The sequence below is a fragment of the Acidovorax sp. A79 genome (assembly GCF_041154505.1).
Lineage (GTDB): Bacteria > Pseudomonadota > Gammaproteobacteria > Burkholderiales > Burkholderiaceae_C > Acidovorax.
In genome coordinates, this window is record NZ_AP028672.1 from 2,903,332 (window position 1) to 2,929,687 (window position 26,356).

At 68.6% G+C, this 26,356-nt stretch carries 24 protein-coding genes; 11 read left to right on the forward strand and 13 right to left on the reverse strand.

Annotated elements, in window-relative coordinates:
* The first annotated feature begins 153 nt into the window (after window positions 1-153).
* Window positions 154-561 carry a ribonuclease domain-containing protein gene (locus tag ACAM51_RS13305; RefSeq protein WP_218297058.1) on the forward strand — a complete coding sequence of 136 codons (408 nt, stop codon included), beginning with the start codon at window positions 154-156 and terminating at the stop codon, window positions 559-561.
* 140 nt (window positions 562-701) lie between these two features.
* Entirely contained in the window at window positions 702-1,127 is a 426-nt protein-coding gene (locus ACAM51_RS13310) for a barstar family protein (protein ID WP_010464776.1), read from the forward strand.
* 352 nt (window positions 1,128-1,479) lie between these two features.
* Here ACAM51_RS13310 and rsmA read toward each other — a convergent pair whose 3' ends face one another.
* The 3 genes from rsmA to ACAM51_RS13325 form a co-directional block, all read right to left on the reverse strand.
* The gene (gene rsmA, locus ACAM51_RS13315) at window positions 1,480-2,259 is read right to left on the reverse strand and encodes a 16S rRNA (adenine(1518)-N(6)/adenine(1519)-N(6))-dimethyltransferase RsmA (RefSeq protein ID WP_218297057.1); all 780 of its coding nucleotides are present in this window, start codon (window positions 2,257-2,259) and stop codon (window positions 1,480-1,482) included.
* A gap of 187 nt (window positions 2,260-2,446) precedes the next feature.
* Window positions 2,447-3,865 carry a peptidylprolyl isomerase gene (locus ACAM51_RS13320; RefSeq protein ID WP_369640885.1) on the reverse strand — a complete coding sequence of 473 codons (1,419 nt, stop codon included), beginning with the start codon at window positions 3,863-3,865 and terminating at the stop codon, window positions 2,447-2,449.
* An 11-nt stretch (window positions 3,866-3,876) separates the two neighbouring features.
* Window positions 3,877-6,261: an LPS-assembly protein LptD gene (locus ACAM51_RS13325; protein WP_369643816.1), complete on the reverse strand. Its 2,385-nt coding sequence runs from the start codon at window positions 6,259-6,261 to the stop codon at window positions 3,877-3,879.
* A 202-nt stretch (window positions 6,262-6,463) separates the two neighbouring features.
* On the opposite strand from ACAM51_RS13325, the gene ACAM51_RS13330 reads away from it, so the two are divergent.
* The 3 genes from ACAM51_RS13330 to ACAM51_RS13340 all read left to right on the forward strand — a co-directional run bounded on the left by ACAM51_RS13330 (window position 6,464) and on the right by ACAM51_RS13340 (window position 9,701).
* Complete coding sequence (locus ACAM51_RS13330) at window positions 6,464-7,561, forward strand: aminoglycoside phosphotransferase family protein (protein WP_369643817.1); 1,098 nt, start codon at window positions 6,464-6,466, stop codon at window positions 7,559-7,561.
* A 92-nt stretch (window positions 7,562-7,653) separates the two neighbouring features.
* On the forward strand, window positions 7,654-8,415 hold the full coding sequence (locus ACAM51_RS13335; RefSeq protein WP_369640886.1) for a 16S rRNA (uracil(1498)-N(3))-methyltransferase: 762 nt from the start codon (window positions 7,654-7,656) through the stop codon (window positions 8,413-8,415).
* 131 nt (window positions 8,416-8,546) lie between these two features.
* Window positions 8,547-9,701, forward strand: a complete 1,155-nt coding sequence (locus tag ACAM51_RS13340; protein ID WP_255590965.1) for a diguanylate cyclase — start codon at window positions 8,547-8,549, stop codon at window positions 9,699-9,701.
* 83 nt (window positions 9,702-9,784) lie between these two features.
* Here ACAM51_RS13340 and ACAM51_RS13345 read toward each other — a convergent pair whose 3' ends face one another.
* The gene (locus ACAM51_RS13345; RefSeq protein ID WP_369640887.1) at window positions 9,785-11,086 is read right to left on the reverse strand and encodes an acyl-CoA dehydrogenase family protein; all 1,302 of its coding nucleotides are present in this window, start codon (window positions 11,084-11,086) and stop codon (window positions 9,785-9,787) included.
* Between the two features lie 196 nt (window positions 11,087-11,282).
* Here ACAM51_RS13345 and ACAM51_RS13350 point away from each other — a divergent pair, with 196 nt between their 5' ends.
* The 3 genes from ACAM51_RS13350 to ACAM51_RS13360 all read left to right on the forward strand — a co-directional run bounded on the left by ACAM51_RS13350 (window position 11,283) and on the right by ACAM51_RS13360 (window position 14,874).
* Complete coding sequence (locus tag ACAM51_RS13350; protein ID WP_369640888.1) at window positions 11,283-12,023, forward strand: SOS response-associated peptidase; 741 nt, start codon at window positions 11,283-11,285, stop codon at window positions 12,021-12,023.
* Between the two features lie 590 nt (window positions 12,024-12,613).
* Window positions 12,614-13,387, forward strand: a complete 774-nt coding sequence (locus ACAM51_RS13355; RefSeq protein ID WP_369640889.1) for a hypothetical protein — start codon at window positions 12,614-12,616, stop codon at window positions 13,385-13,387.
* Window positions 13,388-13,860: 473 nt separating this feature from the next.
* Entirely contained in the window at window positions 13,861-14,874 is a 1,014-nt protein-coding gene (locus ACAM51_RS13360) for an acyltransferase family protein (protein WP_369640890.1), read from the forward strand.
* Between the two features lie 75 nt (window positions 14,875-14,949).
* On the opposite strand, the gene ubiD is transcribed toward ACAM51_RS13360, so the two are convergent.
* The 7 genes from ubiD to ACAM51_RS13395 form a co-directional block, all read right to left on the reverse strand.
* Window positions 14,950-16,437 carry a 4-hydroxy-3-polyprenylbenzoate decarboxylase gene (ubiD, locus tag ACAM51_RS13365; protein WP_369640891.1) on the reverse strand — a complete coding sequence of 496 codons (1,488 nt, stop codon included), beginning with the start codon at window positions 16,435-16,437 and terminating at the stop codon, window positions 14,950-14,952.
* Window positions 16,438-16,515: 78 nt separating this feature from the next.
* Window positions 16,516-17,112 carry a UbiX family flavin prenyltransferase gene (locus tag ACAM51_RS13370; protein WP_218297042.1) on the reverse strand — a complete coding sequence of 199 codons (597 nt, stop codon included), beginning with the start codon at window positions 17,110-17,112 and terminating at the stop codon, window positions 16,516-16,518.
* Complete coding sequence (locus ACAM51_RS13375; RefSeq protein WP_218297041.1) at window positions 17,105-17,515, reverse strand: putative zinc-binding protein; 411 nt, start codon at window positions 17,513-17,515, stop codon at window positions 17,105-17,107. Before ACAM51_RS13375 ends, ACAM51_RS13370 begins: the two co-directional genes overlap by 8 nt.
* A gap of 3 nt (window positions 17,516-17,518) precedes the next feature.
* Window positions 17,519-18,046 (reverse strand): SCP2 domain-containing protein, encoded by a 528-nt coding sequence (locus ACAM51_RS13380; protein WP_369640892.1) that lies wholly within the window; start codon window positions 18,044-18,046, stop codon window positions 17,519-17,521.
* A gap of 18 nt (window positions 18,047-18,064) precedes the next feature.
* The gene (locus ACAM51_RS13385) at window positions 18,065-18,685 is read right to left on the reverse strand and encodes a hemolysin III family protein (protein WP_369640893.1); all 621 of its coding nucleotides are present in this window, start codon (window positions 18,683-18,685) and stop codon (window positions 18,065-18,067) included.
* A gap of 18 nt (window positions 18,686-18,703) precedes the next feature.
* Complete coding sequence (locus ACAM51_RS13390) at window positions 18,704-19,633, reverse strand: U32 family peptidase (RefSeq protein ID WP_369640894.1); 930 nt, start codon at window positions 19,631-19,633, stop codon at window positions 18,704-18,706.
* Window positions 19,634-19,826: 193 nt separating this feature from the next.
* On the reverse strand, window positions 19,827-20,861 hold the full coding sequence (locus ACAM51_RS13395) for a peptidase U32 family protein (RefSeq protein WP_218339364.1): 1,035 nt from the start codon (window positions 20,859-20,861) through the stop codon (window positions 19,827-19,829).
* 196 nt (window positions 20,862-21,057) lie between these two features.
* Between ACAM51_RS13395 and ACAM51_RS13400 the strand changes: the two genes are divergently transcribed.
* Window positions 21,058-22,233, forward strand: a complete 1,176-nt coding sequence (locus ACAM51_RS13400; protein WP_369640895.1) for an MFS transporter — start codon at window positions 21,058-21,060, stop codon at window positions 22,231-22,233.
* Here ACAM51_RS13400 and ACAM51_RS13405 read toward each other — a convergent pair.
* The gene (locus tag ACAM51_RS13405) at window positions 22,230-23,153 is read right to left on the reverse strand and encodes a LysR family transcriptional regulator (protein ID WP_218297035.1); all 924 of its coding nucleotides are present in this window, start codon (window positions 23,151-23,153) and stop codon (window positions 22,230-22,232) included. The two genes, ACAM51_RS13400 and ACAM51_RS13405, sit on opposite strands and share 4 nt — an antisense overlap.
* A 168-nt stretch (window positions 23,154-23,321) precedes the next feature.
* Between ACAM51_RS13405 and ACAM51_RS13410 the strand changes: the two genes are divergently transcribed.
* Window positions 23,322-24,680 (forward strand): M20/M25/M40 family metallo-hydrolase, encoded by a 1,359-nt coding sequence (locus ACAM51_RS13410; protein ID WP_369640896.1) that lies wholly within the window; start codon window positions 23,322-23,324, stop codon window positions 24,678-24,680.
* 224 nt (window positions 24,681-24,904) lie between these two features.
* On the forward strand, window positions 24,905-25,390 hold the full coding sequence (locus ACAM51_RS13415) for a YidB family protein (protein WP_218297033.1): 486 nt from the start codon (window positions 24,905-24,907) through the stop codon (window positions 25,388-25,390).
* Window positions 25,391-25,455: 65 nt separating this feature from the next.
* Here ACAM51_RS13415 and ACAM51_RS13420 read toward each other — a convergent pair whose 3' ends face one another.
* A complete protein-coding gene (locus ACAM51_RS13420) occupies window positions 25,456-26,337 on the reverse strand; it encodes an alpha/beta hydrolase (RefSeq protein WP_218297032.1) in 882 nt (293 codons plus the stop codon).
* Window positions 26,338-26,356: the final 19 nt, after the last annotated feature.

Consider the following 26,356-nt stretch of genomic DNA (forward strand, 5'->3'; position numbering starts at 1 on the left):
CCCAAAATAGATAGCAAGCACTAACTTAAAAAGCTGCTTGCCCCCTTCAGCGTCTGCCCAATCTTTGTGCAGACGCTTGCTTTTTGGGGGCCGTTGAGCGACACTAGCGGCTCGAAATTTCGGGTTAACCCGTAGTTTCTGAAAGGTTCGTTGATGCTGAAGGCTGTAGCCACCCGGGCGCGCAAAGCAGGGTTTTTGTGTGTTTTGGGTGTTGCGTTCGTGTTGTCCCCGGTGGCGGGGCATGCCCGGAAATCCCCGTCCACCGACGGTTCCCTCACCCCCATCGCACTGGCCGAGTTGCCGCCCCAAGGGCGTGCGACGTATGCGCTGATCCGTGAGGGGGGCCCCTTTCCGTATGACAAGGACGGATCGGTTTTTGGTAATCGCGAGCGGCTGTTGCCCGCCCACAAGCGGGGCTATTACCGTGAGTACACCGTCAGAACGCCAGGATCGCGCGACCGGGGAGCCCGGCGCATCGTGTGCGGCGGCAAGCCCCGGGTTCCGGACGCCTGCTACTACACCGGCGACCACTACGCCAGTTTTCGCGAGATCGTCGAATGACCCCCGATGCGGTGCACGCAGACCAGAAGAACCCTGGCAGCGCACACCGCGCCACCTTGAATCCCCCACGCGCAGGCCGCATTCCGCAGCCTTGCGAGAAGCCAGAAGTTTGTGGACTTTATAAAGAAAGAGTAGCGGAGATGCAGACGCCACTTCGTAAAGACCTGGAAACGCCACTGCGTGGCGTGCGCACCAACATCGTGCAGTCCATTCGCGCCTTCCGCGTGCAGGACCTGCAGGATGCCGCCACCTCCATGGGTCACCATTTCTTGTACGCCAACCTGGCCCACGCGCAGTCCAAGCAGGATGTGCTGGACCTGATTGCCGGGCAATTCACCTTCCCGTCGCACTTCGGCAAGAATTTTGATGCGCTGTACGACTGCATGACGGATCCCTTGCACAAATCGGGCCCGCAGCCTGGTTTCATCGTGGTGCTGGAGCAGATCCCCGCCACCGGCAAGTTCGACAAGGAAGCGCGTGAACAGCTGCTCGATATCTTCCGCGACGCCGCCGACTATTGGGGCGACCGAAAAATCCCCTTCCGCTGTTTCTATTCTTTTCTGTAGCCCGTTCTGCATCCACCAGCCAAGCAGAACGGGCGAACGAGGCTACCGGCACCCAGGGTGTCGAGGGCATTGAGATCGCCGCGGAGCCCGCCGAGAAAATGCCGACCGACAAGCTCGTCGACGTGTCCCCGATGGCGCTGCGCATGAGCAGCCCTTTCAACGCCGGCTACTGGCTTTCGGCTGCCTGAGTCTGGCGGCTCATCCCCCTTCTCCCGGCGTCGCCGGAAAGGGGGGATGCCCTCACTGCGGGGCGCCCCTTGCCTGGCATCCTCCGCTCGGGCCGTGCCAGTGGCTGTCATCTTAGTCAAATCAGACTCTAGCGCTTATCCATCAAGCGCGAGCAGCTATTGATTCAAGAGCACTGCTGTGCCAAGGCCACAAACTCGCTCACCGGAACCTCCTCGGCGCGGCGCTGGGTGTCGAAGGTGCCGGCGAACTGGCGCGCTTCGAGCCAGCGGCCCAGCGTGTGGCGCAGCAGCTTGCGGCGCTGGCTGAAGGCGACCTGCACCAGCTCTTCCAGAAGGGGCACCGACAAGGGCGCGGGCTCTGCGTGCGGCACCATGCGCACCACGGCGCTGTCCACGCGCGGGGGCGGGTCGAAGCTCTCCGGGGGAACGAACAGCACGTTTTCCATGGCGTAGCGCCATTGCAGCATCACCGACAGGCGCCCGTAGTCGCTGGTGGCAGGCTGGGCCACCATGCGGTCGATCACTTCCTTTTGCAGCATGAAGTGCTGGTCTTCGATGACCTGCACATGGTCCAGCAGATGGAACAGGATGGGCGTGGAGATGTTGTAGGGCAGGTTGCCCACCACGCGCAGCCGCAGGCCAGGCTGCGCGGCCTTCTCGCGCATCGCTTGCGCCAGCGCGGTGAAGTCCACCTTGAGCACGTCGGACTCGATCACCTCCAGCTGGCCATGCAGCCGCAGGCGCAAGGCCAGGTCGCGGTCCAGCTCGATGACCGTGAGGCGCCCCAGGCGCTCCACCAGGGGCTGCGTGAGCGCCGCAAGGCCCGGTCCGATCTCGACCATGGGCTGGCCCGGCTGGGGCGCAATGGCCTGCACGATGTCTTCGATGATGCCCTTGTCGGACAGGAAATGCTGCCCGAAGCGCTTGCGGGGGATGTGCTTCATGCCATTGGCCCGCTGGTGCTGTCGATATGCCGGGAGACGGCATGCGAGCTGTGCAAGGGCGGCCAAGCCGCGCAGGCGGCGCTTCGCCGGGGGGCGCTGGCGGGGGCCCCTCCCTTCCCGCATCGCGCAGCGATACGGAAGAAGGAGGAGGAAGGTGCGCAGCGCCTCGGGGGGACGTACTCCATCTTCATTGCGGCGGGTCGCGGTATTCCACATACGCGCGCCCGCGCAGTTCCTGCGCCCAGGTGGCGTAGGCCTCGTCCAGCTTCTTCTCGCGCACCGTATCGCGCGCCATGTCGCGCTGCTCGCGCTGCGTGAGCTTGGCCTCGCGGCGCTCGAGCAGCTGGATCAGGTGCACACCGAAGCGCGACACCAGCGGCTCGCTGATATCGCCGGGCTTGAGGCTGTTCAAGGCCTGCTCGAATTCGGGCACGTAGCGGCCCGGGTTGGCCCAGCCCAGGTCGCCGCCCTCCTTGGAGCTGCCGTCCTGGGAATGCTCGCGCGCCAGCGCCGCGAAGTCGGCCTGGCCCGCCAGCACGCGGCGCCGGTAGTCCGCCAGGCGCGCCGCGGCGGCGGACTCCGTCAGCTGCGGCCCGGTGCGCAGCAGGATGTGGCGGGCATGGTTCTGCACCACCGTGGTGGGCACGCCCGCCGTGACGCGCTCCACCACCTTGAGCACGTGAAAGCCCGCCGGCGACCGCACGGGCCCGACGATGCTGCCCACCGGCAGGCCCAGCGTGGAGTTCACGAACAGTTCGGGATACCGGTCCGCCGGCCGCAGGCCCAGCAGGCCTGCGGCCCGCTGCCCTTCGGGCGCGTCGGAGAACTCGCGCGCGACGGCCGCGAAGTCCTCACCCGCGCGCACCTTGTCGGCCGCGCGCTGGGCGCGTGCCTGGCGCTCGGCCACCTGCACGGGGCTGGCATTCTCGGGGACGAGGACGAGCACGTGCCCCAGGTTGATCTCCATCGAGGCCACGTCGGCGCCCCGTTGCTGCTCGCGCAGGTACTGGTCGATGTCCAGGTCGGACACCTTCACGCGCGCCTCCACTTCCCGTTCGCGCAGGCGCTGCTGCAGCAGCTGGTTGCGCAGCTCTTCACGGAAGCGCTCCTTGCCCATGCCGTCCCGCGCGAGGCGGCGGTAGAGGTCGTCCACCGTCATGTTGTTCTGCCGGGCCACGCCCTGCTCGGCCTGCGACACGGCGAAGTCATCCACCTTGACGCCGGACTCCTTCGCCTGCTGCAGCTGCACGCGCTCCAGGATGATCCGTTCGAGCACTTCACGGGCGAGCAGGTCGCGTGGCGGCATGGCGCCCCCCTGCTGCGCCAGCTGTGCCTCGGCGCGCGCGAGCCTCGAGCGCACCTCGTTGTTGGTCACGGGTTCGGAGTTGACCACGGCCACGATGAAATCCGCCTGACGGGGCGCCGAACTGCCGCCGCTGCCCGCCGCCGTCTCCGCGGGCAGCGTGATCGAAGGTGCGGCCGCCGGGCGCGCCGTCAGCCCCTTGCCTGCAGGCGCGCCGGAAGGGCGCAGGCCCTGGGCCAGGGTGCCCTGGGACATCAGGGAAGCCAGGGTGGCAATGGCCAGTGCGATGACACGGTGATTCATGGCGTTAAGCGTTAGTCATAGTTGCTGAAACGGCTGGGCGTTGTCACCTGCTCGCGCAGGTTCTGGTAGCGCGGCACATTTTGCTTGAAGGTATCCAGGGGGCTGGAGCCCAGGCTCAGGCGGGAGAAGCCCACGAATTCGATCTGGAACAGCAGGCGGGTGTTGGACGTGGTGACACTGCTTTGCAGGCGCTCGAGGACCACGCGGCCGATCCAGCAGCAGCTGTCGTACTCAAGGCCCACCACGGTGTCCACGAGTTTGCGGTCCTGCAGGCTGTAGTTCAGGCGCCCGACGCTGTACCAGCGCCCGCCGCCCTGGCCACGGCCGGCGGCGCCAGATGGCTTGTTGTTGTGGGTCTCGCTGCTGCCCCACAGCGCGTCCAGCGGCCATTGCCAGCCAATGTCGATCTGCTCGCTGGTGCCGCGCTGCAGGCGGTAGGCGGCGCTCACGGTGCGGTAGTTGCCCGGGCTGTAGCGCGCACCGATGGTCGAGCGGATGGAACGGCCGGTCTTGGGGTTGTACTGCACGGTGGAGTCAAAGCCCCACTGCGGCGTCCAGGTGATGCCCGCGCCCAGCAGCAGGTCCGACAGGCGCTCGCTCACGGGCGCGCCGCCCGGCAGCGTCACCTGCTGGTCGGAGAAACGAACGCGTTGCGCAACGCCGAAGCGCGCGGCCTCGGCGCCCGTGTTCGGGTCCAGCAGCCGCGTGGTGACGCCCAGGGTGAGCAGGTTGTTGTCGGCCAGCCGGTCGTTGCCCCCGAAGGCGTTCTCGGTGTAGATGGTGGCGAAATTGAAGTCGTTGGCCGCCGTGTCGTACACGGGCAGGCGGCTCTGGTCACGGTACGGCGTGTACGTGTAGAAAGCACGCGGCTCCAGCGTCTGCAGGAAGGCGCGGCCGAAGTACGCGGCGTCGCGCTCGAAGACCAGGCCGCTGTCCAGGCTGAAGGTGGGCAGCGCGCGGCTGGCCGAACGCTCGCCATTGGACAGCGGGGTATCGAACTGGTACTGCGTGGCGTGCAGCTGCAGGCGCGGCGTGACGAAGCCCCCGGGCGACAGGAACGGTCGGCTGATCTGCGCCATGGCATAGCTGCGGTGGGCATTGGGCTGGCCCGTCAGCTCGCGGGCCGCCTGGAAGCGCGTGGTGTCCAGCTCCACGCTGGCATCCACCCCGCCACCGAGCTGCGAGGGGGCATAGCGCCATTGCAGCTGGGGCATGCGGTCGTAAGGCGGCACGATGGGAGAAGTCACGTCCTGCAGCGTCTGCCACTTGAGGGTGCGCACGCTCGCGGACATGTCATTGCGCGCCCAGGACAGCGTGGCATCGCCGGGCAGCAGGCGCTGGCGCAGAAGCTCGGAGGCGCGGCCGAAGTCGCGCCAGTAGTTGTCATCGCTGACGCGATTGAGGTTGAGGTTGAGCCCCACCCCGCCGATGCCGGTGTTGAAAGCACCCTGGTGCTGTCCCGAAAAGCTCCACCGCATGCGGTCGCGCAGGCGGTCGGTGGGCATGACGTCGGCGCTGACCTGGCCGGAATAGCTCGGCTCCAGGTAGCGGAACTCGCCCCCCAGGTTGGCGCCGCGCTTGGTCATGAGGGCGGCGCGCAGCGTGGCATCGCGGTTGGGCGCGATGTTCCAGTAGTACGGCTGCATGTAGGCCACCCCGTCGCGGCTGTCCAGGCCGATGGTCGGGGGCAGCAGGCCGGACTTGCGCTTGTCCGACAGCGGGAAGGTGATGTACGGAATCGGCAGCAGCGACACGCCCTTGAACTCCAGCACCGCGTCTTCCGCCGTGCCCACCTCTTCCTCGTTGTCGATGCGGATGGTGGCGGCGCGCAGCACCCAGTCGGGCCGCCAGCTTTCTTCATTGCCGCGCTCGCACGTGGTGTACGTGGCGTTGTGCACCACGGCCCGGTCGCGGTCGATGAAATCCACGCGCGTGGCATCGCCGTGCGCCTGGGTGGCCAGAAACTTGTACCGCGCGTCGCTGAAGAAGCCCTCGAACGCATCCACCCGCAGCTCCAGCGCCGTGCCTTCGTACACATTGCCCGCGCGGTTGATGCGCACCTGCCCGCTGGCCTTGGCCAGGTCTTCGGGCACGTTGTAGTCCAGGCGGTCGGCGCGGATCACGGTGTCGCCCCGGCGCAATTCGGCATTGCCTTCGATGACGGCGTTCAGGTCGGTCTGGCCGCTGATGTGGTCACCCTTCACGAACACCGGCAGCTGGGGGCGCACGGCGTCCGGAATCTTTTCCTGCAGCAGCGGCGAGGTGCGCAGCGCGGGCGGTGCATCCCAGGCGCTGGGCGGGGGGGCCTCCGCCGCCTGCGCCAGCGCGGAGAGCGGCAGCCCGCACCAGGCCAGCGCCACGCCATAGGCCAGGGCCCGGGGCACGGGCGCGCGCAGCCGCACGGCCTTCGCCGTGGCGGGCCGGGTCCGGGGGGAAGGGGTCTGCACGGTAGGGGGCTTGCGGCGTGGCACGTGGGGCGATGGGCAGGGGCGGATGAAAGAAGGACCCGCTCACCACGGAGGCGGGGAGCGGGTTTGTAAAATCGGATTATCCATGAGCCACCCATCCTCCCCTTCTCCCGCCTGCCCGCCCCCGGGCATGGCCGTGGCAACCCCCGCAACTTGTACCGTGGCCTGGCCCGACGCGGCCCGCCAGACAGCCTTCGAAGCCTGGCTCGCCCCCCTGGTGGGCCCGCACCAGCTGCTGCCCGCCACGCTGCGCCCGGCGTCGGCCGATGCGAGCTTCCGCCGCTACCTGCGCATCGACAGCGCCACGGGCAGCAGCCGCATCGTGATGGATGCCCCGCCCCACCAGGAGAACTGCCGCCCCTTCGTGCAGGTGCAGGGCCTGATGGCGTCCGCGGGCCTGAACGTGCCGCAGATCCTGGCCTGGGACGAGCCCGGCGGGTTCATGCTGCTGTCCGACCTGGGGCATCGGACGGTGATCGAGCTGCTGAACCCCGGGCAGCCCCAGGCCGCCTACGCCTGGTACCAGCAGGCCACCGATGTGCTGCTGGACTGGCAGAAGGCCTCCCAGCCCGGCGTGCTGCCGGCCTACGACGAGGCGCTGCTGCGCCGCGAGCTGGCGCTGTACCCCGACTGGTACCTGGGCCGACACCGCGGCGTCACGCTGGACGACCAGCAGCAGGCCACCCTGGGCAGCGCCTTCGATGCCATCGTGGCGCACAACCTCGCTGCGCCCCAGGTCTACGTGCACCGCGACTTCATGACGCGCAACCTGATGGCCCCCGTCGAAGAAGGCGCGCCCCTGGGCGTGCTGGACTTCCAGGACGCCGTCTACGGTCCCATCACCTATGACATCGCCAGCCTGCTGCGCGACGCGTTCATCAGCTGGGAAGAGGAGTTTGTCATCGACATTACCGTGCGTTACTGGGAAAAGGCGCGCAAGGCCGGGCTGCTGGGCGCCCGCAGCGCCAGCGGCTGGGGCGATGACTTCGGCGAGTTCTACCGCGCGGTGGAATGGATGGGCCTGCAGCGCCACCTCAAGGTCGCGGGCATCTTCGCGCGCCTGACCCTGCGCGACGGCAAGCCCAGGTACCTGGCCGACGCGCCGCGCTTCATGGCCTACATCCGCGCCACGGCCAACCGCTACCGCCAGCTGGGGCCCCTGCTCAAGATGCTCGACCAGATCGAGGGCACCGAGCCGGTCACGGGATTTGCCTACGGCCGGATGTAGGGGCGCCACCGGGCGCATGCCAGGAAAAATCGAGTCCAATCAGGCTGTAGCGCTTGTCCTTCAAGCGCAAACAGCTATAAATTAGGTAGCAAATGCCCCGTTTCCACTGCCCGGCCCTTCTGTCCACCGGCGCCGAGCTGGACCTGCCCCCGGGCGCCGCGCGCCATGTGCAGGTGCTGCGCCTGCAGCCGGGCGATGCCATCACGCTGTTCCACGGCGGCCAGGACGGGGGCGACCCGGGCGGCGAGTTCGACGCCACCGTGCTGCGCATGGGCCGCAGCGACGTGCGCGTGCTGGTGGGCGCGCACCATGCCACCGAACGCGAAGCCGCGCGCACGGTGCACCTGCTGGCGGGCATCACCGCCAACGAGCGCATGGACTGGCTCGTCGAGAAAGCCACCGAGCTGGGCGTGGCCAGCATCACGCCCCTGGTGGCCGAGCGCAGCGTGCTCAAGCTCAAGGGCGAGCGGGCCGAGAAAAAAATCGCCCACTGGCAGGCCGTGGCCGTGGCCGCCTGCGAACAGTGCGGCCGCAACCGCGTGCCCGTGGTGCACGGCGCCGTGGACCTGGCCAGCTGGGTGCGTGCGCGGCAAGCGGGTGGCGCCGGGGCCGAAGCGGCGGCGCAGCGCCTGCTGCTGTCGCTGCGCACGGGCACCGCGCCACTGCATGCGGCGGCGGCCCCCGCCGGGCCCGTGGTGTTTCTTTCCGGCCCGGAAGGCGGCCTCTCCGGCGCCGAGGAAGATCTGGCGCTGCTCCACGGCTTCGCCCCGGTCACGCTGGGGCCGCGCGTGCTGCGCGCCGAGACGGCGCCGCTCGCGGCCCTGGTGGCGCTCACGCTTCTCGCGGGCCCGTGAGGGGTTCACCCAGGCTGTACGCAGGGCGGCCCCCGCCCTAGAATGAACCGCAGAGCACCGGCAGCCGCCCGCCCGCGCGCCGCTGGCCCCGCGTTCCGCGCGATCCCACCACACTGGCAGGAGTTTCCATCTTGCGCACATCTTCCCGCCGGCGCCGCCTCAGGGATGTGGTTCTGTCGACCGATCCCCGGCGGCGCACGCTGGTGAGCATGGCGCTGCTCGCGCTGGCGCTCATGTCCAGCAGCGCGGGCGTGATGCTGCTGGTGTCGATGGCGAGCAGCGCGGTGAACGCCGCCGCCGTGCAGTGGTGGGCCGCCATTTCGGTGGGCGGGCTCGTGGTGATGACGGCATTCATCCGCTCGGGCGAGACCGCCCGGCTCAACGACCCCTCGCTCACCGTGCCCCAGATGGTCTGGACCATCACCAGCGGCGCCGTGGCCTACGTGCTGGCGGGCGATGCGCGCGGCGTGGTGCCCAGCGTGCTGGCCATGATCCTGTTCTTCGGCACCTTCGGGCTGACCGTGGCCGAGGTCATCGGCATCGGCGTATATGCGCTGCTGGCCTTTGCCTGCGCCGTGGCCGCCACCACCCGTTTCAGCGCCAGCCCATTCGGCTACCTGGACACCGCCTATGCGCTCATGGTGCTCATCGTGCTGGGCGGCAGCATCGCGCTGAACCTGCGCATCCAGCGCATCCGCGCGCGGCTGCGCGAGCAGCGCGAGGCCTTGGCCCACGCCCTCGCCGTCAACCGCGAGCTGGCCACGCGCGACGAGCTCACGGGCCTGCCCAACCGCCGCGCGATGCTCGACCTGATGGACCTGGAGCATCGGCGCAGCCTGCGCAGCGGCCGCCCCATGCTGCTGGCGGAACTTGACATCGATCACTTCAAGCGTGTCAACGACAGCCACGGCCATGCCACCGGCGACCGCGCGCTGCAGGCCTTTGCCGGCGTGGTGCGCGCGAGCGTGCGCGACACCGACGTGCTGGCCCGCTGGGGCGGCGAAGAGTTCGTGCTGATGCTGTCGGACACCCATCTGGACGATGCGCGCGACCTGCTCGAGCGCGTGCGCCTGGCCGTGGCCGCGATGGAGATCCCTCACTCCACCGGCGTGCTGCGCCTGTCCGTGTCAGCCGGCCTGGCGCTGCACCTGCCGGGCGACACGGTGGAGCTCACGCTGGAGCGCGCGGACCAGGCGCTCTACACCGCCAAGTCGCTGGGCCGCAACCGCGTCGTGGTGGCGCCGTCCGGCCCACGGGGCGCGGTCTCGCTCGGCGCCCGGGCTTGACATGGGGCGGCATGCCGCGCGTGCCCACGACCGCGACCTGCGCCGCGAAGGACGCGGGCAAAGCCGCCACCCGGCGGGCGCTTTCAGGTCCGCAGGCGGGGCGGGGCGCGCATCTGCTCCGGCGTGGTGAAGTAGGCGGTCGACGCGCCCAGTTGGCCGCGCACCTGGGCCAGCTCGTGGCGCGCCACGCTGCGCAGGTGCACCTCGTCGGGCCCGTCCATCAGGCGCAGCGCGCGGCCCCAGGTCCAGAACGCGGCCAGCGGCGTGTCGGGCGACAGGCCCATGGCGCCAAAGATCTGCATGGCGCGGTCCACCACGCGCTGCTGCAGGCGCGCGGCCACCACCTTGATGGCCGCGACCTGGGCACGCACCTGGCGGACATCGGCGGCATCGCCCTGGTCCAGCAACCAGGCCGCATGCAGCACCAGCAGCCGCGCCTGGTCGATCTCGATGCGCGACTCGGCAATCCACTCCTGCACGTTGGCCTGCTCGGCCAGAGCCTTGCCGAAGGCCGTGCGTTCGAGCGCGCGCTCGGTGGCCAGGCGCTGCGCCAGCTCGCACTGCCCGATGGTGCGCATGCAATGGTGCACACGCCCCGGCCCCAGGCGCGCCTGTGCCATCGCAAACCCCGCGCCCCAGTCGCCCAGGAGGTGGTCGGCCGGCACCCGGACATCCTGCAGCAGGACCTCGCAATGCCCCTCGGGGGCGTGGTGGTGCAGCACGCTGATGTTGCGCACCACCCTCAGGCCCGGCGTGGCGGCGGGCACCAGCACCATGCTGTGGCGCGCGTGGCTCGGAGCCTCGCCGCCGCCACCGTCTGCGCCGGCATTGCGGCACAGCACGATGAACAGCCGGCACTGAGGATGCGCCGCCCCCGTGATGAACCACTTGCGGCCGCTGAGCACCAGCACATCCCCTTCGCGCCGCACCGTGGTCTGCAGGTTGGTGGGGTCGGACGAGGCCACATCCGGCTCGCTCATGGCGAAGGCCGAGCGCATCTGGCCACGCAGCAGCGGCTGCAGCCAGCATGCACGCTGCGCGGGCGTGGCAAAGCGGTGCAGCAGCTCGATGTTGCCGGTGTCCGGCGCCTGGCAGTTGAACACCTCGGCGGCCCAGGGCAGGCGGCCCATCGCCTCGGCCAGCGGCGCGTAGTCGAGGTTGGACAGGCGGGTGCCGGGCTCGTCGGGCCCCAGCGTGGGCAGGAACAGGTTCCACAACCCCTCCTCGCGGGCCAGGGCCTTGAGGTCTTCCACGAAGGGCGGCGGGTAGTCGCCCGCCAGCGCGGCCGCATGCCAGGCGGCGTTGTAGGGCAGCAGATAGCGGTCCATGAACGCCACGAGGCGGTCATGCAGTTCACGGGCCAGGGGCGAAGGTGCGAAGTCCATGCGGCCATTGTGAAAACCGCACGGGCACGCGTCACAACGCAGGCGACACCGGGCTTGACGCAGGTCACGCACACCGCGGCCCCAGCCCGCTGCCTGCTCTGGAACGCTCCTCATTTCATAGCTGCCAGCGCTTGCCAATCCGGCGATAGCGGGCATTTTTTCCATGGGTCGCGCGGCAGGCCGGTACCATCGCACGATGAGCACGCACTACGAAACCCTGCACCCCGCCGACGTCTACCGCGAGGCATTCGCGGTGGAACCTCCGCCGGCACCCGACGAGCGCCACCTGTGGCCGCGCAAGCCGGGCGGCTTCATCGTGCATGCAGCCGCCGCGGCGGCCATGGCCACCCCGCCGGGCGAACAGGCACCAGCACCGGCTGTGGACGACAAGGCAGCCGCCGCCCGCGTGCTGGTGCCCGCGCAGTGGGGGCTGGTGCCGCACTGGGTCAAGTCGGCGTCCGACGCGAAGCTGCGCGCCCCCAAGCTGGTCAACGCCAAGTCCGACCTGGCCTCCACCGGCACGGCATTCCGCGATGCCTGGCTGAACGGCCAGCGCTGCATAGTGCCGATGATGGCGTTCTATGAAGACGACTTCCGCTCCGGCAAGGCCGTGCCCACGCGCATCTCCCGCGTGGACGGCAAGCCCATGGGCGTGGCGGGGCTGTGGGCCCGCTGGCAGGGAGCCGATGGCGAGGTGATCGTGAGCTACTGCCTGCTCACCGTGAACGCCAACAACCACGCGCTGCTGCACCGCTACCAGCAACCGGGCAGCGAAAAGAGCATGCCCGCCATCCTGAACGAAGGCGCCTACGACGCCTGGCTCACGGCCCGCCCCGACAAGGCCAAGGAATTCATGCGCCAGTACGCGGCCACCGCGCTCACGGCCAACCCGGTGGAGAAGAAAGCCGACAAGGTGCCCAAGGGCTGGCTGGGGTAAAGCCTGCCTGCCAGTCCTTCAGCACACCCCCGGTGGATTGGAGTGGGGGCGGGAGGCAGATCATCGCTCGGTGGCCCACGGCGTTCAGCCTTTTCGCGCCGAGGGTCTCAGCCAGCGGCTGATCCACAAATCCTCCCGCACCACGCACACCTTTTCACGCTGAGCTTGTCGAAGCGCAGCGCGAGGCTTCGACAAGCTGAGTCCGAACGGTGGCGGCGTGCGGGCCACCGAACAGTCCGAGGCGGCAAGCAGCAGGAAGCTCCCTGCCCAGCCCCCACTCCATGCCCACCTCAACGGCGCTATCTGGTCGAAAAGCAGGCCGACGCCAATCCACTGCACCTGGGGAAAAACCGCCCGGGGCTCGGCCAGAGCTGGCACCCGGGAGGGCGTCGGCGGGTGCGCCTCGCGGTCCCTCTCTTCCTCAGCACACCGCCCGCCAGAGAGCGGTCCAACAAGGTTGTACACCGGATGAACAAATCAATACACTTCTCTTGCGCGGGCTTGCCAACCCCCACGCAAGAACGTGGTGCGGGCTAGTCAACACGCTCTATCAATGGTTGGTTCATGGTCAAGCTGAACGAAAGATCAACATGAAAATTTCTTTCTCAAACTGGGGAGTACTGCTGTTGGCCACGCTCCTGCTGGGACTGGGTTCCTCTGCCCATGCGCAGGCGACACGCACCTGGGTGTCCGGAGTGGGCGATGACGCCAATCCCTGCAGCCGGACCGCCCCCTGCAAGACATTCGCAGGTGCGATCAGCAAAACGGCGGCAGGTGGCGAGATCAACGCGATGGACGACGCGGGCTACGGAGCCGTCACTATCACCAAGTCCATCACCATCAATGGCGGGGGCCATATCGCAGGCATCCTGGTCTCCGGTGCCGGCCAGAATGGCATCACCATCAATGCAGCTGCCACCGATGTTGTTGTCTTGCGCGGACTCACCTTCACGGGCCTGTCCGGTGCCCTGAATGCTGTGAGGTACATGGCAGCGCGCTATGTAGTGGTGGAAGACAGCACGATCGAAGGCTACGCCAATGGAATCAATATGCTGACCACCGTCGTGAACGGGCGGATGGATATCCGCAATGTGCAGATGACCAACGCCACCTCGACCCCCAATACTTTTGGCATACACATTGGGCCTGCCGGTTCCATTTCGACCATCAGCAACGTTTCCGTCCGGGGATACACCAATGGCATCACCACCCGAGGCGGTGTCACCTATCTGAGGGGGTCCACCATCGTGGCGAACGATACGGGCTACAGCAACCTGGGTGGGAGCCTGCTGTCCTTTGGCGACAACATGGTGAGCGGCAACACGGTCAATGGCACGGCCACCGGAAGCATTCCGCATTTCTGACAGGACATAGATGGCCCCAAGGGTCTCCTCATCCGCCCTCCCGGGTGGGGTACCCTTGATTCCAAGATTCATCGGATTTCTGGCAGGAAATGTCTCAATCTGGTGCCGCGCAGGCGGTGTCGGGGCCGCAGGTGACGCGTGGGGGCGGGGCTCACGCAAAACACCGCTCGGACAGCTGTCGTCCATATCCAGCTGCCAAGGCAATGCGCTTGCAAGACGCGCGTAAAACCGCCGTCCAGATGAGACCGCCTGTGGCCCGTTAAAAACGGCCCGTGATTTTTTGCGGAGGAGTCCACCCGAATTCCGCAGACCCTGATGAACTTGGCGCGCCTTGCAAAAACTGCCCCGCCCAGGTCGACTAACCAGCCTGCAATGCATACCTTGCCATCCGGCTGGCCAAGAGCTTCTGGCCCGCCTGCCTACGATCTCCCGAGGCACGCAAATCCGCAAGATCAATCAATTCAACAACCCAAATGCTCGGATCGCTGCGATTTTTTCTTGCATTGTCTGTGGTCGTTGCCCATTTGGCCGAAGGCGTGCAATTCTTTACTCACTGGGGGCTTTTCGCCGTATTTGGTTTTTACCTCATATCAGGCTACCTTATTACCACGATTCTGAATGAAACGTACCATTTCCGTTTTTCGGCCTTCGTAGTCAATAGATTCTTGCGCCTTTTCCCCATTTACTACGTGGTGGCTGCCGCCACGATACCGGCCATCATTCTTTCGAATAGTGCATATGGCTTTCACCCTGCATGGACCATTCAAACCAGCTGGATTGATGTTCTTGGAAATATCCTCATCATTCCATTTGAATTTTATGATTCATCTTTCCGCCTAGTGCCTCCCGCATGGTCAGTCGCAGTGGAGCTGATCAATTACCTCATACTTTGGCTTATTGCCGCGAGAAGTCGATCACTGGCGATTTTTATATTCCTGCTTGCTTGCGCATACCACATTGCAAGCCTCTGGAGTGGTGCCGACTGGGGTAAGCGGTACTATCCCTTCTATGCTGCGCTACTACCATTCTCGCTGGGTGCACTGGTCTATTTCTTCCGGAATTCGATCAGCAACGGATCACCACGGCTCCAGGCATTCATTGCAAATTTTTCATGTGCCGCATGGCTGGCCAATCTGGCACTGTGTGATTTTCTAGGTGGAATCGGCGGTCGATTATTCAGCTTGCTGTTCTACGTGAACCTTGCGGCCTTGGCTATTTTCTTGTACGTGACGGTCAGTTCGCCTAAAAGCGTTCCAAGATGGAAGTGGGACAAGCAGATCGGGGACTTGGCATACCCCATATTTCTCACGCACTGGATAATTTCCTACCTGGTAGGCCAATATTTTCTGGATGGGCAGCGCAGGGGAATGATTCTGCTTGCAGCTTCCATTGTTCCGATCATCGTGGTGTCCTACGCGCTGGCCAAAATGGCAGACAAAATGATCGAGCCCTTGCGAAATCAAGTGAGGAGCGGGATCAAACCCTGAGATTCCCGGTGCAAGGTACGGACGCGTCCTTCGTCCTTCCATTTCGCCAGGGGTGCCGAGCCGGGTGGTGCTTGCCTAGAGTCCCAGTGACTCAAAAACGCCGCCCATGCGGTTTTCCACCTCCACATCCATCGCCATGGGCCGGCCCCACTCGCGCTGGGTTTCGCCGGGCCATTTGTTCGTGGCGTCCATCCCCATCTTGCTGCCCAGGCCGCTCACGGGGGAGGCGAAGTCCAGGTAGTCGATGGGCGTGTGTTCCACCAGCAGCGTGTCGCGCGCCGGGTCCATGCGGGTGGTGATGGCCCAGACCACATCCTTCCATTCGCGCACGTCCACATCGTCGTCCACCACCACGATGAACTTGGTGTACATGAACTGGCGCAGGTGGCTCCACACGCCCATCATCACGCGCCGCGCGTGGCCCGCGTAGGCCTTGCGGATGCTCACCACCGCCATGCGGTAGCTGCAGCCCTCGGGCGGCAGGTAGAAGTCCACGATCTCGGGGAACTGCTTTTGCAGGAGCGGGATGAACAGCTCGTTCATCGCCAGGCCCAGCACGGCGGGCTCGTCGGGCGGCTTGCCGGTGTAGGTGCTGTGGTAGATCGCGTCCTTGCGCATCGTGATGCGGTCCACGGTGAGCACGGGGAACTCAGCGCATTCGTTGTAGTAGCCGGTGTGGTCGCCGTAGGGCCCCTCCAGCGCATGCTGCCAGCCGCTCGCGTGGCTCGCGTCCGGCGCTATGTGGCCTTCGAGCACGATCTCGGCGGTGGCGGGCACCGAGAGGGGCACGCCCAGCGCGGGCGTGACCTCGGTGCGTGCGCCGCGCAGCAGGCCGGCGAACTGGTATTCGCTCAAGGAGTCGGGCACGGGCGTGACCGCGCCGAGCAGCGTGGCCGGGTCCGCGCCCAGCGCCACGGCCACGGGGTAGGGCTGGCCGGGGTGCGCGGCGCAGTGGTCGGCGAAGTCGAGCGCGCCGCCCCGGTGGGCGAGCCAGCGCACGATGACCTGGTTGCGCGAGAGCACCTGCTGGCGGTAGATGCCCAGGTTCTGCCGCGCCTTGCGCGGCCCGCGCGTGATGGTCAGGCCCCAGGTGATGAGCGGGGCCACGTCGCCCGGCCAGCAGTGCTGCACGGGCAGGCGGGCCAGGTCCACGTCCGGCCCTTCCCACACCACCTGCTGGCAGGGCGCGCCCCGGGCCACGGTGTGCGGCGCCATGTGCCACAGCGTCTTGAGGAAGGGGCCCATGGCCAGCATGTCCTTGACGCTGCGGGGTGCCTCGGGCTCCTTGAGGGTGGCCAGCAGTTCGCCCAGGGCGCGCACGCCGTGCAGGTCGGCCACGCCCATGGCGCGGGCCACGCGGCCGGGCGTGCCGAACAGGTTGGTGAGCACGGGCAGCGCGTGGCCCGTGGGCTGCGTGAACAGCAGCGCGGGGCCGCCCGCGCGCAGCACGCGGTCGCTCAGCGCCGTCATCTCCAGGCGCGGCGACACGGGCTCGCGCACGCGGCGCAGGTCGCCCGTGGCTTCGAGCTGGGCCATGAAGTCGCGCAGGTCGCGGTAGGCCATATCAGTACCAGAATTTGATTTTGAATTTGAATGAAATCAGCCTGTCGCGCTTATAAATGGTGCGCCAGTAGCTATCAATTAATGAGCATCCAGTTCCAGCCCCGACCAGCGCGGCGCCAGGTCGTGGGGCACGTCGATGAGGTCGAGCGCGCGCGCCACGCTGTAGTCCACCACCTCGCCCACGGTCTGCGGGCGCAGGTAGAAGGCCGGCAGCGGCGGGCAGACGATGCCGCCCATCTCGGTCACGGCGACCATGTTGCGCAGGTGCGTGAGGTGCAGCGGCGATTCGCGCACCATCAGCACCAGGCGGCGGCGTTCCTTGAGCGCCACGTCTGCCGCGCGCGTGAGCAGGTTGTCGGCCAGCCCATGCGCGATGGCGGCCAGCGTGCGCATGGAGCAGGGTGCGACCACCATCGCATGGCACTGGAACGAGCCACTGGCAATGGCCGCGCCCACGTTGTGCACGTCGTGCACGCGGTGCGCCAGGGCCTCGACGGCGGGGCGGTCCAGGTCCAGCTCGTGCTGCAGGTTGCGCCAGCCCGCGTCGGAGACGACCAGGTGCGTCTCGATGCCGCCCTGGCCCTGCAGCACCTGCAGGAGGCGCGCGCCGTACACGGCGCCGCTGGCGCCCGAGATGGCGACGATGATGCGGCGGGTGGGCACGGGCTCAGCCATGGGGCTCGCCCTCGGCCGCCCGGGCGCGCAGGGGTTGCGCCTGCTGGTCGGCCTCGACCTGCTCCAGCACGAGCGCCGCCTGCACGGGGTCGAAGTCTTCGTGCGCGCGCTTCTTCACGCCGTAGTGCTGCAGCTGGTAGTGCCGGTCGGCGGTGATGCCGTGGCGCGCGAGCGTGCTTTTCACGCAGACCAGCGGGCAGCCGTCGAGCGCGATGATGGGCCGGCCCGAGCGCACGGTTTTCAGCAGGTGCGGCACATCGCCGCCCACGCCGGCGATGCACGACATCTCGGCGACGCCGTGCCGGTCCAGACGCAGCGCCACATGGTTGGCCAGCTGCGCGGCGCTGGAGCAGCCCGAGCAGGAGTAGACGAGGGGGTGGTTCAGGGCCTGGTGGGGGGTCATCGCTCACCCTCCGTGGCGTGGCGCAGGGCCCCGGCGGCGCCGCAGGTGGTCCAGCACCTGGCGCGGTGCCAGCCTCTGCGCCCACTGGCGCGGGTCCAGCACCGGCAGCTCGATGGCGTCGAGCGCGTTCTTCACCACCAGGCCCAGTTCGGTGTCGCCCTCCATCGACAGGCGGCGGCTGAAGAACAGCGTGTCGGGGTCCTGCTGGCGCTGGGCGAGCAGCAGGAAGTCGTGGGCCGTGGCGCTGAGCGTCAGGTCCGCCACGGCGGGTGCCGCGAGCGGGGCATGGGGCGCGAAACGCTGACCGGTCCAGGCAAAGTCGAACGCCAGGCGCGCATCGCGCACCTGCACCCGCATCTTCTTATCGAACAGCAGGCGTCCCACGTCGGGGGGCAGGTGCCGGGCCAGCGCGAGGTTGAGCGCCGTCACCAGCAGCACCGAGCCCGGGTAGGCGGGCAGGCGCGACAGCACGGCCCCCACGGGAGGGGGAACCACCCGCGGGTTCGAAGGCGAAGAGGAGAAAGCAGCCATAGGGTAGGAATCGGGCGCTCAGGCCACGTAGAAGAACACGGTGAAGAAATGGCAGGCACTGCCGCCCAGCACGAACAGGTGCCACAGCCCGTGGCCATGGCGCACGCGGTGGTCCAGCGCGTAAAAGACGATGCCCAGCGTGTAGCAGGCCCCGCCCGCCAGCAGCCAGCCAAAGCCCCCGGGTGTGAGCGCCCGCCACAGCGGCACCACGGCCACCAGCGCCAGCCAGCCCATGAGCACGTAGATGGCCAGCGACAGCGCCCGCGCGCCGCGCGCCCACCAGATCTCCTGCGCGATGCCCAGCAGCGCCAGGCCCCACACCACGCCCAGCAGCGACCAGCCCCAGGGGCCGCGCAGCGACACGAGCGCGAACGGGGTGTAGCTGCCGGCGATCAGCAGGTAGATGCTGCAGTGGTCGAGCTTTTGCAGCACGGCCTTGACGGCGCGCCGGCGCACGCTGTGGTACGCGGTGGACGCGGCGTACAGCGCCACCAGCATGGCGCCGTAGATGCTGAAGGCGACCACCTTCCACGGGTCGCCCAGGCGCGCCGCGAGCGTGATGAGCACGGCCGCGCCCGCCGTGGCGAGCACGGCCCCGGCCAGGTGGCTGATGCTGTTGAAGCGTTCTCCGGCGTACATGCGATGTGGGCCCGCGGGTCAGGACTGCGCCACGGCGGTCCGCACGCGCCCCTGCTCCAGGCCCGGGCGGCCGAACCAGTAGCCGTCGCAGGGGAGGTCGGGCATCAGCGGCTGCATGCGCTCCACCAGGTCGCAGGCCGCCTCGGGGGCGCGCGCGTGGCGGGCTTCGTCAAACGCGGCCACCACCTGCGGCATGTGCTGCGCCTGCGGGCTCAGGCGCAGCACGTCCACGCCGCAGGCGCGCAGGCCCGCCAGTTCGTTGGCCAGGTTGTAGACGCGGGCCGATTGCGTCTGCGTGCCATTGAGCACGAGAAAGCCCTCGTTCTCGCGCGTGCGCAGCGGCAGCCCGTCGGCATGCTGCAGGCAGCTGAACTGGCAGTCGTCCTTGGGCAGGTTGCGGTGGCGCGCGGTGAAGCAGCGCGCCGAGTACGCCAGCGGCATGCGCCCGTAGGCGAAGACCTCGGTCTCCAGGCCCTGCGGGCGCTGCGCCAGCACGGCCGACAGCGCGTCCCGCGACATCTCCATCGGCATCACCCAGCGGGTGGCGCCGAACTGCGCCATCCACTGCAGCGAGTGCGCGTTGTACAGGTTCAGGTGCGGCCCGGCCACGAAGGCCCGCGGCCCGGTGGGTGGCCGCGAGAGGCAGTGCACGGCGCCCATGTCGTTGGCCTCCACGGTGAATTCGCCGTTGGCCGTGATCTTGTGCAGCAGGCCCACGTCCGCACTGGATTCGATGAGCACCTGGGTGGACAGCACGGCCTCCTTGCCCGCGTCCCGCAGCATGCGCGCCAGCGCCAGCCAGTCGGCCAGGCGCAGCTCATGGCGGCGCGAGCACACTGTCTCGCCCAGGTACACCACGTCGACGGGCGTGGCGGCCATGGCTTCGTAAAACGCGAACACGGTGTCGCGCGGCCAGTAGTACAGCAGGGGGCCGAGAGAGAGTTTCATGGGGCGGACTTCAGGGGTTTGATCGTGGGATCCAGATGCTGGGAGCGGCGCATGGAGTTCGAATCTGGCGCGGCCCAAGCCAGCGACCGCCGCGCAAGGGCCGCCCCGCCGCGCTGGCGGTGCCCCCCTTCCCGCATCGCGCAAGCGAGGCGAGAGGAGGGGGAAGGCGCGAAGCGCATCAGGGGGTTGTTCTTCATTTCCAGGGACGGTGGTAGGCGCCCAGCGTGTGCTGCTGCCCTTCGGCCACCTGGTCCAGGCTGGCCATCCAGCGCGTCTTGGGCGCGTAGCGGTGGGGGTGGGCCAGGCACTGGTCGATGGCCTCGCGCCAGACCTGCGTGACCTGGGCCACGTAGGCCGGGCTGCGCTGGCGCCCTTCGATCTTGATGGCGCGCACGCCCATCTTCACGAGCTGGGGCAACAGCTCCAGGGTGTTGAGGCTGGTGGGCTCCTCGATGGCGTAGTAGTTCTCGTCGCCGCCCACGTCGAAGCGGCCCTTGCACAGCGTGGGGTAGCCGGCGCTCTCGCCGGGCGCATAGCGGTCGATCAGCACGCCGTTCAGGCGCGACTCGCGGCCCTGCGGCGTTTCCACCCAGCGCACGGCCTTCGGGGGCGAGCACACGCCGTGCGTGTTGGGCGATTCGCCCGTCGCATACGACGACAGCGCGCAGCGCCCCTCGACCATCACGCACAGGCTGCCAAAGCCGAACACCTCGATCTCCACGGGCGTGCGGTCGATGACCTGGCGCACCTGCTCCATCGACAGGACGCGCGGCAGCACGGCGCGCACGATGCCGAACTGCTCGCGGTAGAAGTTGATGGCCTCGTAGTTGGTGGCCGAGCCCTGCACCGACAGGTGCAGCCGCAGCCGGGGGTGGCGCTGCACCGCGTATTGCATGAGGCCCGGGTCGGCCAGGATGACCGCGTCCACGCCCAGGTCCACCGCCTTGTCCAGGGCGCTGCGCCACGGCCCCGGGTTGGCGGCCTGCGGGTAGGTGTTGAGCGCCATGAAGACCTTGCAGCCACGCGCATGCGCATGGGCGATGCCGCTGGCGATGGCCGCCTCGTCAAAGTTCAGGCCCGCGAAGTTGCGCGCGTTGGTCGCGTCGCGCAGGCCCAGGTAGACGCAGCTGGCACCATGGTCCACCGCCGCCTTGAGCGCGGGCAGGCTGCCGGCGGGGCAGACGAGTTCGAGGGCGGGCGCGGCCTCTGCAGGGTTGTGGGGTTCCATGGCTCTGGTTCAAACGCAGGCCCCCGGTGGGAGCCCAAGCACTGGGTGGCACCATACCGAGGCCGCTGCGCGCGCCGGCTGATCTTCATCAACCGGAGTGCACAATGCCAGAGCAATGCAGTCGGACTTTGACGCGGCCCGGCCGCCCATGCCCGCCTCGACCCTTTCCTTCCCCATTCCAACAACACCCTTCGCCGTGAACAAGAACCTGTGGCTGCTGGCCCTGTGCCAGGGCCTTTTCCTGACCAACAACGTGGTCTTCATCGCCATCAACGGCCTGGTGGGCCTGCAGCTCGCCCCCTTTGGCTGGATGGCCACGCTGCCCGTGATGGGCTATGTGGTGGGCGGGGCCCTGTCCACCGCGCTCGTGGCCCGCAGCCAGGCCCGGTGGGGCCGCAAGGTGTCGTTCCAGATCGGGCTGGCCGTGGCGGTCGCGTCGTGCGGCCTGTGCGCGTGGGCGGCCTTCAGCGCCAGTTTCTGGCTGCTGTGCGCCGCCACCGTGGTGGCGGGCTACTACAGCGCCAATGGCCAGCTCTACCGCTTTGCCGCCGCCGAGCTGGCCCCCGCGGCCTACCGCGAAAAGGCCGTGTCGCTGGTGCTGGCGGGCGGCCTGCTGGGCGCCGTGGCCGGGCCGAACCTGGCCAGCGCCACGCGCACGCTGTTTCCGGTGCCTTTCGCGGGCGCCTACGTGGTGCTCATGGGCGTGGCCCTGCTGTCCATGCTGTGCATGGCGGCGATCCGCTTCGAGGCGCAGCCCGCGCGGCGCGACGCCGCGGGGCAGCCCGTCGCGGGCCGCCCCCTGTCCGAGCTGATGCGCCAGCCCGCGTTCGTGGTGGCCATCCTGGGCGCCGCGCTGGGCTATGGCGTGATGAACCTGCTGATGGCCGCCACGCCGCTGGCGATGCAGGTGTGCGGCTTCAACTTCGATGCGGCCGCGCTGGTGCTGGAGTGGCACGTGATCGGCATGTTCGCGCCCGGCTTCGTCACCGGCCACCTCATCAAGCGCTTTGGCGTGCTGTCCATCATGGGCGCCGGCGTGCTGCTGAACCTGGCCTGCGTGGCCGTGGCGCTCATGGGCGTGGAGCTGCACCACTTCGGCATCGCGCTGTTCATGCTCGGCGTGGGCTGGAACTTCCTGTTCACGGGGGCCACCACGCTGTCCATGACCGCCTACCGCCCCGAGGAAAAGGACCGCGCCCAGGCCGCCATCAACTTCTGCGTGTTCGCCACGCTGGCGCTCAGCTCGTTCTCGTCCGGCGTGCTGGTCACCACGCAGGGCTGGACGCTGCTCAATGCCGGGTCCCTGGTGCCCATCGTGGTCACGGGCCTGGCGCTCGCCTGGCTCGCGGCCCGGCGGCGGCGCGCCGTCTAGGCCCGCGTGGCTCCGGTGCCGGCACCGCCCGGCACCGCGACCGCGTGGGCGAGCCACCGGGCAAACGCGGCCACGGCGGGGTCTTCCTGCCGCCCCTGCGCCACGAAGAGACTGTAGCCACGCAGGCCGCTGTCATGGTGGGGATGCGCCAGCGCCAGTTCGCCGGACAGCAGCTCGCGCTCCACGAAGTAGTGCGGCACCAGGCCGATGCCCAGGTCCGCGCGCACCGCCTCGACCAGCATGGAAAACAGGTCGAACCGGTGGCCGCCCAGGCTGTGCGCCGGCACGCGCGTGATGCCCGCGCGGGTGAACCACGCATCCCACGCGCCCAGCCGCGAGCTCAGCTGCAGCAGCGGCACCGCGCGGAAGTCGCCGCGCTCCATCGCACGCCGGTGGCGCGAGCCGGGAGCGCACACGGCCACGCACACCTCGCTCATCAGCGGCACGGGCTGCACCCCGGGCCAGGCGGCGTCGTTGTACTGCACGGCCACGTCGAAAGGGATCTCCTGCATGTAGGTGTGCGTGGGGTACACCTGCAGGTGCAGGCTGCAGCCCTTGTGCGTGGCCAGGAAGGCGGGCAGGCGCGGCAGCAGCCAGCGCTCGGCGAACACGGGCACGCAGCCCACCAGCAGCCGCGCGCCGTCGGGCCGCTGGGCCATGGCTTCGAGCGTGTGGTTCTGCAGGCGCAGCAGGTCGCCCACCACCTGCGCGTGGTAGCGGCGGCCCGCCTCGGTGAGCGTGGAGCCGCGCGCGCCGCGCTGCACGAGCTGCAGGCCCAGCTGGCCTTCGAGCAGGCGCAGCTGCTGGCTCACGGCGCTGTGCGTGAGGCACAGCTCTTCGGCGGCCTTGCTCACGCCGTGGTGGCGCGCCACGGCATCGAAAACGAGCAGGGCGCGGGTGCTGGGAATGTGCTGGCGCATGTAAGAAAAACTGTCGGCCCGGCAGATTAAAGCAGAACCGCGCCCCGCCAATCGGTCCAACAATTGCAGGGCGCTTGCGTGCCAGGCGCCACGCGCACCGGATGCCGCGGCCCGCGTGTGGCCGGGCCCCCCTTCCTTCGCAACTCCGCCCTCTCCATCATCCCGACCATGAAGAACCCTGCCTCCATCTTCCGCTTCACTCCCGGCGCCGTGGCGCTGGCCGCCGCGCTGCTGGGCCCTGCCGCCCACGCGCAAGGCGCCGTCGCCGCCACGCCCACCACGCTGCGCCCGGCCGTGGACCAGGCCTACACGCAGCTCATGGCGGCGCCCCAGATCCTGAAGCTGCTCGACGCGGTGAAGGCCGACCACGACCGCGCGGCGCAAGACCTCCGCATGCTCACCGAGATCGAGGCGCCACCGTTCAAGGAGCAAAGGCGCGCCGAGGCCTTCCTCGCACGCCTGAAGGCCCTGGGCCTGGCCAGCGCCGCCATCGACGCCGAAGGCAACGTGGTCGGCATCCGCAAGGGCACGGGCAGCGGGCCCAAGCTCGTGATCTCGGCCCACCTGGACACCGTCTTCCCCGCCGGCACCGACGTGAAGGTGAAGGAGCGCGACGGCAAGCTCTACGCGCCCGGCATCTCGGACAACACGCGCGGCCTGGCCGTGCTGCTGTCGTGGCTCAAGGTGCTCAACGACCAGAAGGTCGCCACGGTGGGCGACTTGGTGTTCGTGGGCAATGTGGGCGAGGAAGAGCTGGGCAACCTGCGCGGCATGAAGCATCTGTTCAAGGAGCACCTGGACATCGACGGCCTGGTGGCGCTGGAGCCCGCGCCGGACGGCACGGTGCTGGTGCTGGGCACCGGCAGCCACCGCCACGAGGTGACCTTCAAGGGCCCGGGCGGCCACAGCTACGCAGCGTTTGGCGAGGTGCCCAGTGCCATTCACGGCATGGGCCGCGCCATCGCCAGGATCGCCGAGATCCGCACCCCCAAGAGCCCCAAGACCACCTTCACCGTGGGCACGGTGGGCGGCGGCACCTCGGTGAACACCATCGCGCCCGATGCGCGCATGGCGGTGGACATCCGCTCCGACGAGATGGCCCCGCTGCTGGCCACCGAAAAGCAGGTGCTCTCGGCCATCGATACCGCCGTGGCCGAGGAGAACGCACGCTGGAATGTGAACACGCTCTCCGCCTCCACCAGGCTCATCGGCGACCGCCCCGGCGGCCGCACGGCGGCGGACTCGCTGATCGTGGAAGCCGCCGTGCGCGCCAACACCGCGTTCGGCCGCAAGACGGTGCTGGGTGGCGCGAGCACCGATGCCAACGTGCCCATGTCGCTGGGCATCCCGGCCATCGTGATCGGGGGCGGGGGCAAGACCGGTGGTTTCCATGCGCTGTCGGAGTGGATCGACCTGACCGATGCCTGGCAGGGCGCGCAGACCTCGCTGGTCACGGTGCTGGGCCTGGTGGGGGTGCAGGGCGTGAGCGAACCCCTGCTGGAGAAACGCCCGGCGCGCAGCCAGTGAACGGCGGGCGGCGGGCCCTCCCGCCACGCCCTGGCCGGCGGCCCGGCACCTGCCAGCCTTGCCGGCCCAGCCCGTCGCCCACGCACGGGCGGTAGGGGAATTCACGATTGTTGACACTGGGGCCAGGGCGCGGATGCGTACCATCGCTGGTACCGGGCCCAGGGCCGTGAGCGGCCCCGGGCCGGCGCTCGGCCGTTTTTTACCCCCTTCTGCAGGAGATCACCATGGGTTTGCTCGATTCCGTATTGGGTGCCGTCATCAATAGCGCATCACAGGGCGGCCCCCAGGGCTCCGCCGGCGGGGGCGGTGCCGCCGGCGGGCTGGGTGGCCTGCTGAGCCTGGCCGCGCAGAACCCCCAGCTGGTGCAGGCCGTGATGTCCCTCATCAGCAACGATGGCCCGGTGGGCGGACTGCCGGGCCTGATGGCCCGGTTCCAGCAGGCCGGGCTGGGCAACGTGATCGCCTCCTGGCTCAGCGCGGGGCCCAACCAGGCCATCTCGGGCGAGCAGCTTTCGGACGTGCTGGGCAGCGGCCCGCTGTCGCAGATCGCCGCGCAGCTGGGCGTGGGCTCCGGCGCGGCGGCAGGCCAGCTGGCCCAGGTGCTGCCGGGCCTGATCGACCAGCTCAGCCCGCGCGGCGAGGCGCCGCAGGGCGGGTTTGGAACGTCCAGCGACCTGTTTGGAATGCTGGGCGGTTTGCTACAAAAATAGTAGCTTTCAGCGCTTGATGGACAAGCGCTACCGGCCATTCTGGCCCGAAACCGCTGCGGCGGCGCTCACCCCGCCGCCGGGCAGCGCCGCTCCAGCCACTGCCGCAGCATGTCGAACACCGGCGCGGCCAGTTCGGGGCTTTCATTGAACAGCTCGTGGAACAAGGGCTCGAAGCCGTGCGACTGCACCAGCGCCCGGGGCGCGGCGGCCGCGAAGGCACGGCTGCCGGCGGGATTGACCAGCTTGTCGCTGCCCGCCCACAGGAGCAGCGTGGGCACGCTCCAGTGCGCGGCGCGGGCCACCGTGGCGGGGCCGCCCGTGGCGATGAAGCGCGCCAGGCGCGCGCTGATGCGGTCGTGGCACAGCGGGTCGGCCAGGTAGGCCGCGGGCACGGCCGGGTCGTGGGAGAGGTACTGCGCATCCAGCCCGTTGCCCACGCGCAGGTTCGGTGCGATGCGCGGCAGCGTGGCCAGCAGCAGTTTTTGCACGGCGCCCAGGCCCGCGTCGAGCGCGGGGGATGAGAGCACCAGCGCATCCACCGGCCGCAGGTTCAGGGACACAAAACGCGAGGCGACCAGCCCGCCCATGCTGTGGCCCAGCAGCACCAGGGGCTGGCCGGCCGGCATGCGGGCACGGGTGGCGTCCACCATGTCGGCCAGGTCGTCCAGCAGCCGCATGTCCGAGGTGAGGCCGCCGCGCGGGCCGCTCGACTCGCCGTGGCCGTACTGGTCGTAGCCGCGCGCGGCGAATCCCCAGGCATTCAGGCGCCGCGCCAGGGCGTCGTAGCGGCCCACGTGTTCGCCCAGGCCGTGCACCAGCAGCACGGTGCCCCGTGCCGGCACGCCGCGCCCCACCAGGGGCCAGTCCTGCACCGCCAGGTTTTCCCCATCCCCCGCGGTGAAGGTGGTCAAGGTGCTCAGGGTGGACGCAATGGAGTCAGAGGACATGGTGGAACGGGCTCAAGGC

Coding starts and splice junctions, on each gene's coding strand:
- ACAM51_RS13375 (WP_218297041.1), bottom strand. CDS start 17,515: ATGACCCCCCACCAGGCCCTGAACCACCCCCTCGTCTACTCCTGCTCG.
- ACAM51_RS13370 (WP_218297042.1), bottom strand. CDS start 17,112: ATGGCTGAGCCCGTGCCCACCCGCCGCATCATCGTCGCCATCTCGGGC.
- ACAM51_RS13355 (WP_369640889.1), top strand. CDS start 12,614: ATGAAAATTTCTTTCTCAAACTGGGGAGTACTGCTGTTGGCCACGCTC.
- ACAM51_RS13330 (WP_369643817.1), top strand. CDS start 6,464: ATGGCCGTGGCAACCCCCGCAACTTGTACCGTGGCCTGGCCCGACGCG.
- ACAM51_RS13345 (WP_369640887.1), bottom strand. CDS start 11,086: ATGGACTTCGCACCTTCGCCCCTGGCCCGTGAACTGCATGACCGCCTC.
- ACAM51_RS13305 (WP_218297058.1), top strand. CDS start 154: ATGCTGAAGGCTGTAGCCACCCGGGCGCGCAAAGCAGGGTTTTTGTGT.
- rsmA (WP_218297057.1), bottom strand. CDS start 2,259: ATGAAGCACATCCCCCGCAAGCGCTTCGGGCAGCATTTCCTGTCCGAC.
- ACAM51_RS13415 (WP_218297033.1), top strand. CDS start 24,905: ATGGGTTTGCTCGATTCCGTATTGGGTGCCGTCATCAATAGCGCATCA.
- ACAM51_RS13395 (WP_218339364.1), bottom strand. CDS start 20,861: ATGGAACCCCACAACCCTGCAGAGGCCGCGCCCGCCCTCGAACTCGTC.
- ACAM51_RS13420 (WP_218297032.1), bottom strand. CDS start 26,337: ATGTCCTCTGACTCCATTGCGTCCACCCTGAGCACCTTGACCACCTTC.
- ACAM51_RS13380 (WP_369640892.1), bottom strand. CDS start 18,046: ATGGCTGCTTTCTCCTCTTCGCCTTCGAACCCGCGGGTGGTTCCCCCT.
- ACAM51_RS13405 (WP_218297035.1), bottom strand. CDS start 23,153: ATGCGCCAGCACATTCCCAGCACCCGCGCCCTGCTCGTTTTCGATGCC.
- ubiD (WP_369640891.1), bottom strand. CDS start 16,437: ATGGCCTACCGCGACCTGCGCGACTTCATGGCCCAGCTCGAAGCCACG.
- ACAM51_RS13350 (WP_369640888.1), top strand. CDS start 11,283: ATGAGCACGCACTACGAAACCCTGCACCCCGCCGACGTCTACCGCGAG.
- ACAM51_RS13385 (WP_369640893.1), bottom strand. CDS start 18,685: ATGTACGCCGGAGAACGCTTCAACAGCATCAGCCACCTGGCCGGGGCC.
- ACAM51_RS13335 (WP_369640886.1), top strand. CDS start 7,654: ATGCCCCGTTTCCACTGCCCGGCCCTTCTGTCCACCGGCGCCGAGCTG.
- ACAM51_RS13410 (WP_369640896.1), top strand. CDS start 23,322: ATGAAGAACCCTGCCTCCATCTTCCGCTTCACTCCCGGCGCCGTGGCG.
- ACAM51_RS13390 (WP_369640894.1), bottom strand. CDS start 19,633: ATGAAACTCTCTCTCGGCCCCCTGCTGTACTACTGGCCGCGCGACACC.
- ACAM51_RS13360 (WP_369640890.1), top strand. CDS start 13,861: ATGCTCGGATCGCTGCGATTTTTTCTTGCATTGTCTGTGGTCGTTGCC.
- ACAM51_RS13320 (WP_369640885.1), bottom strand. CDS start 3,865: ATGAATCACCGTGTCATCGCACTGGCCATTGCCACCCTGGCTTCCCTG.
- ACAM51_RS13310 (WP_010464776.1), top strand. CDS start 702: ATGCAGACGCCACTTCGTAAAGACCTGGAAACGCCACTGCGTGGCGTG.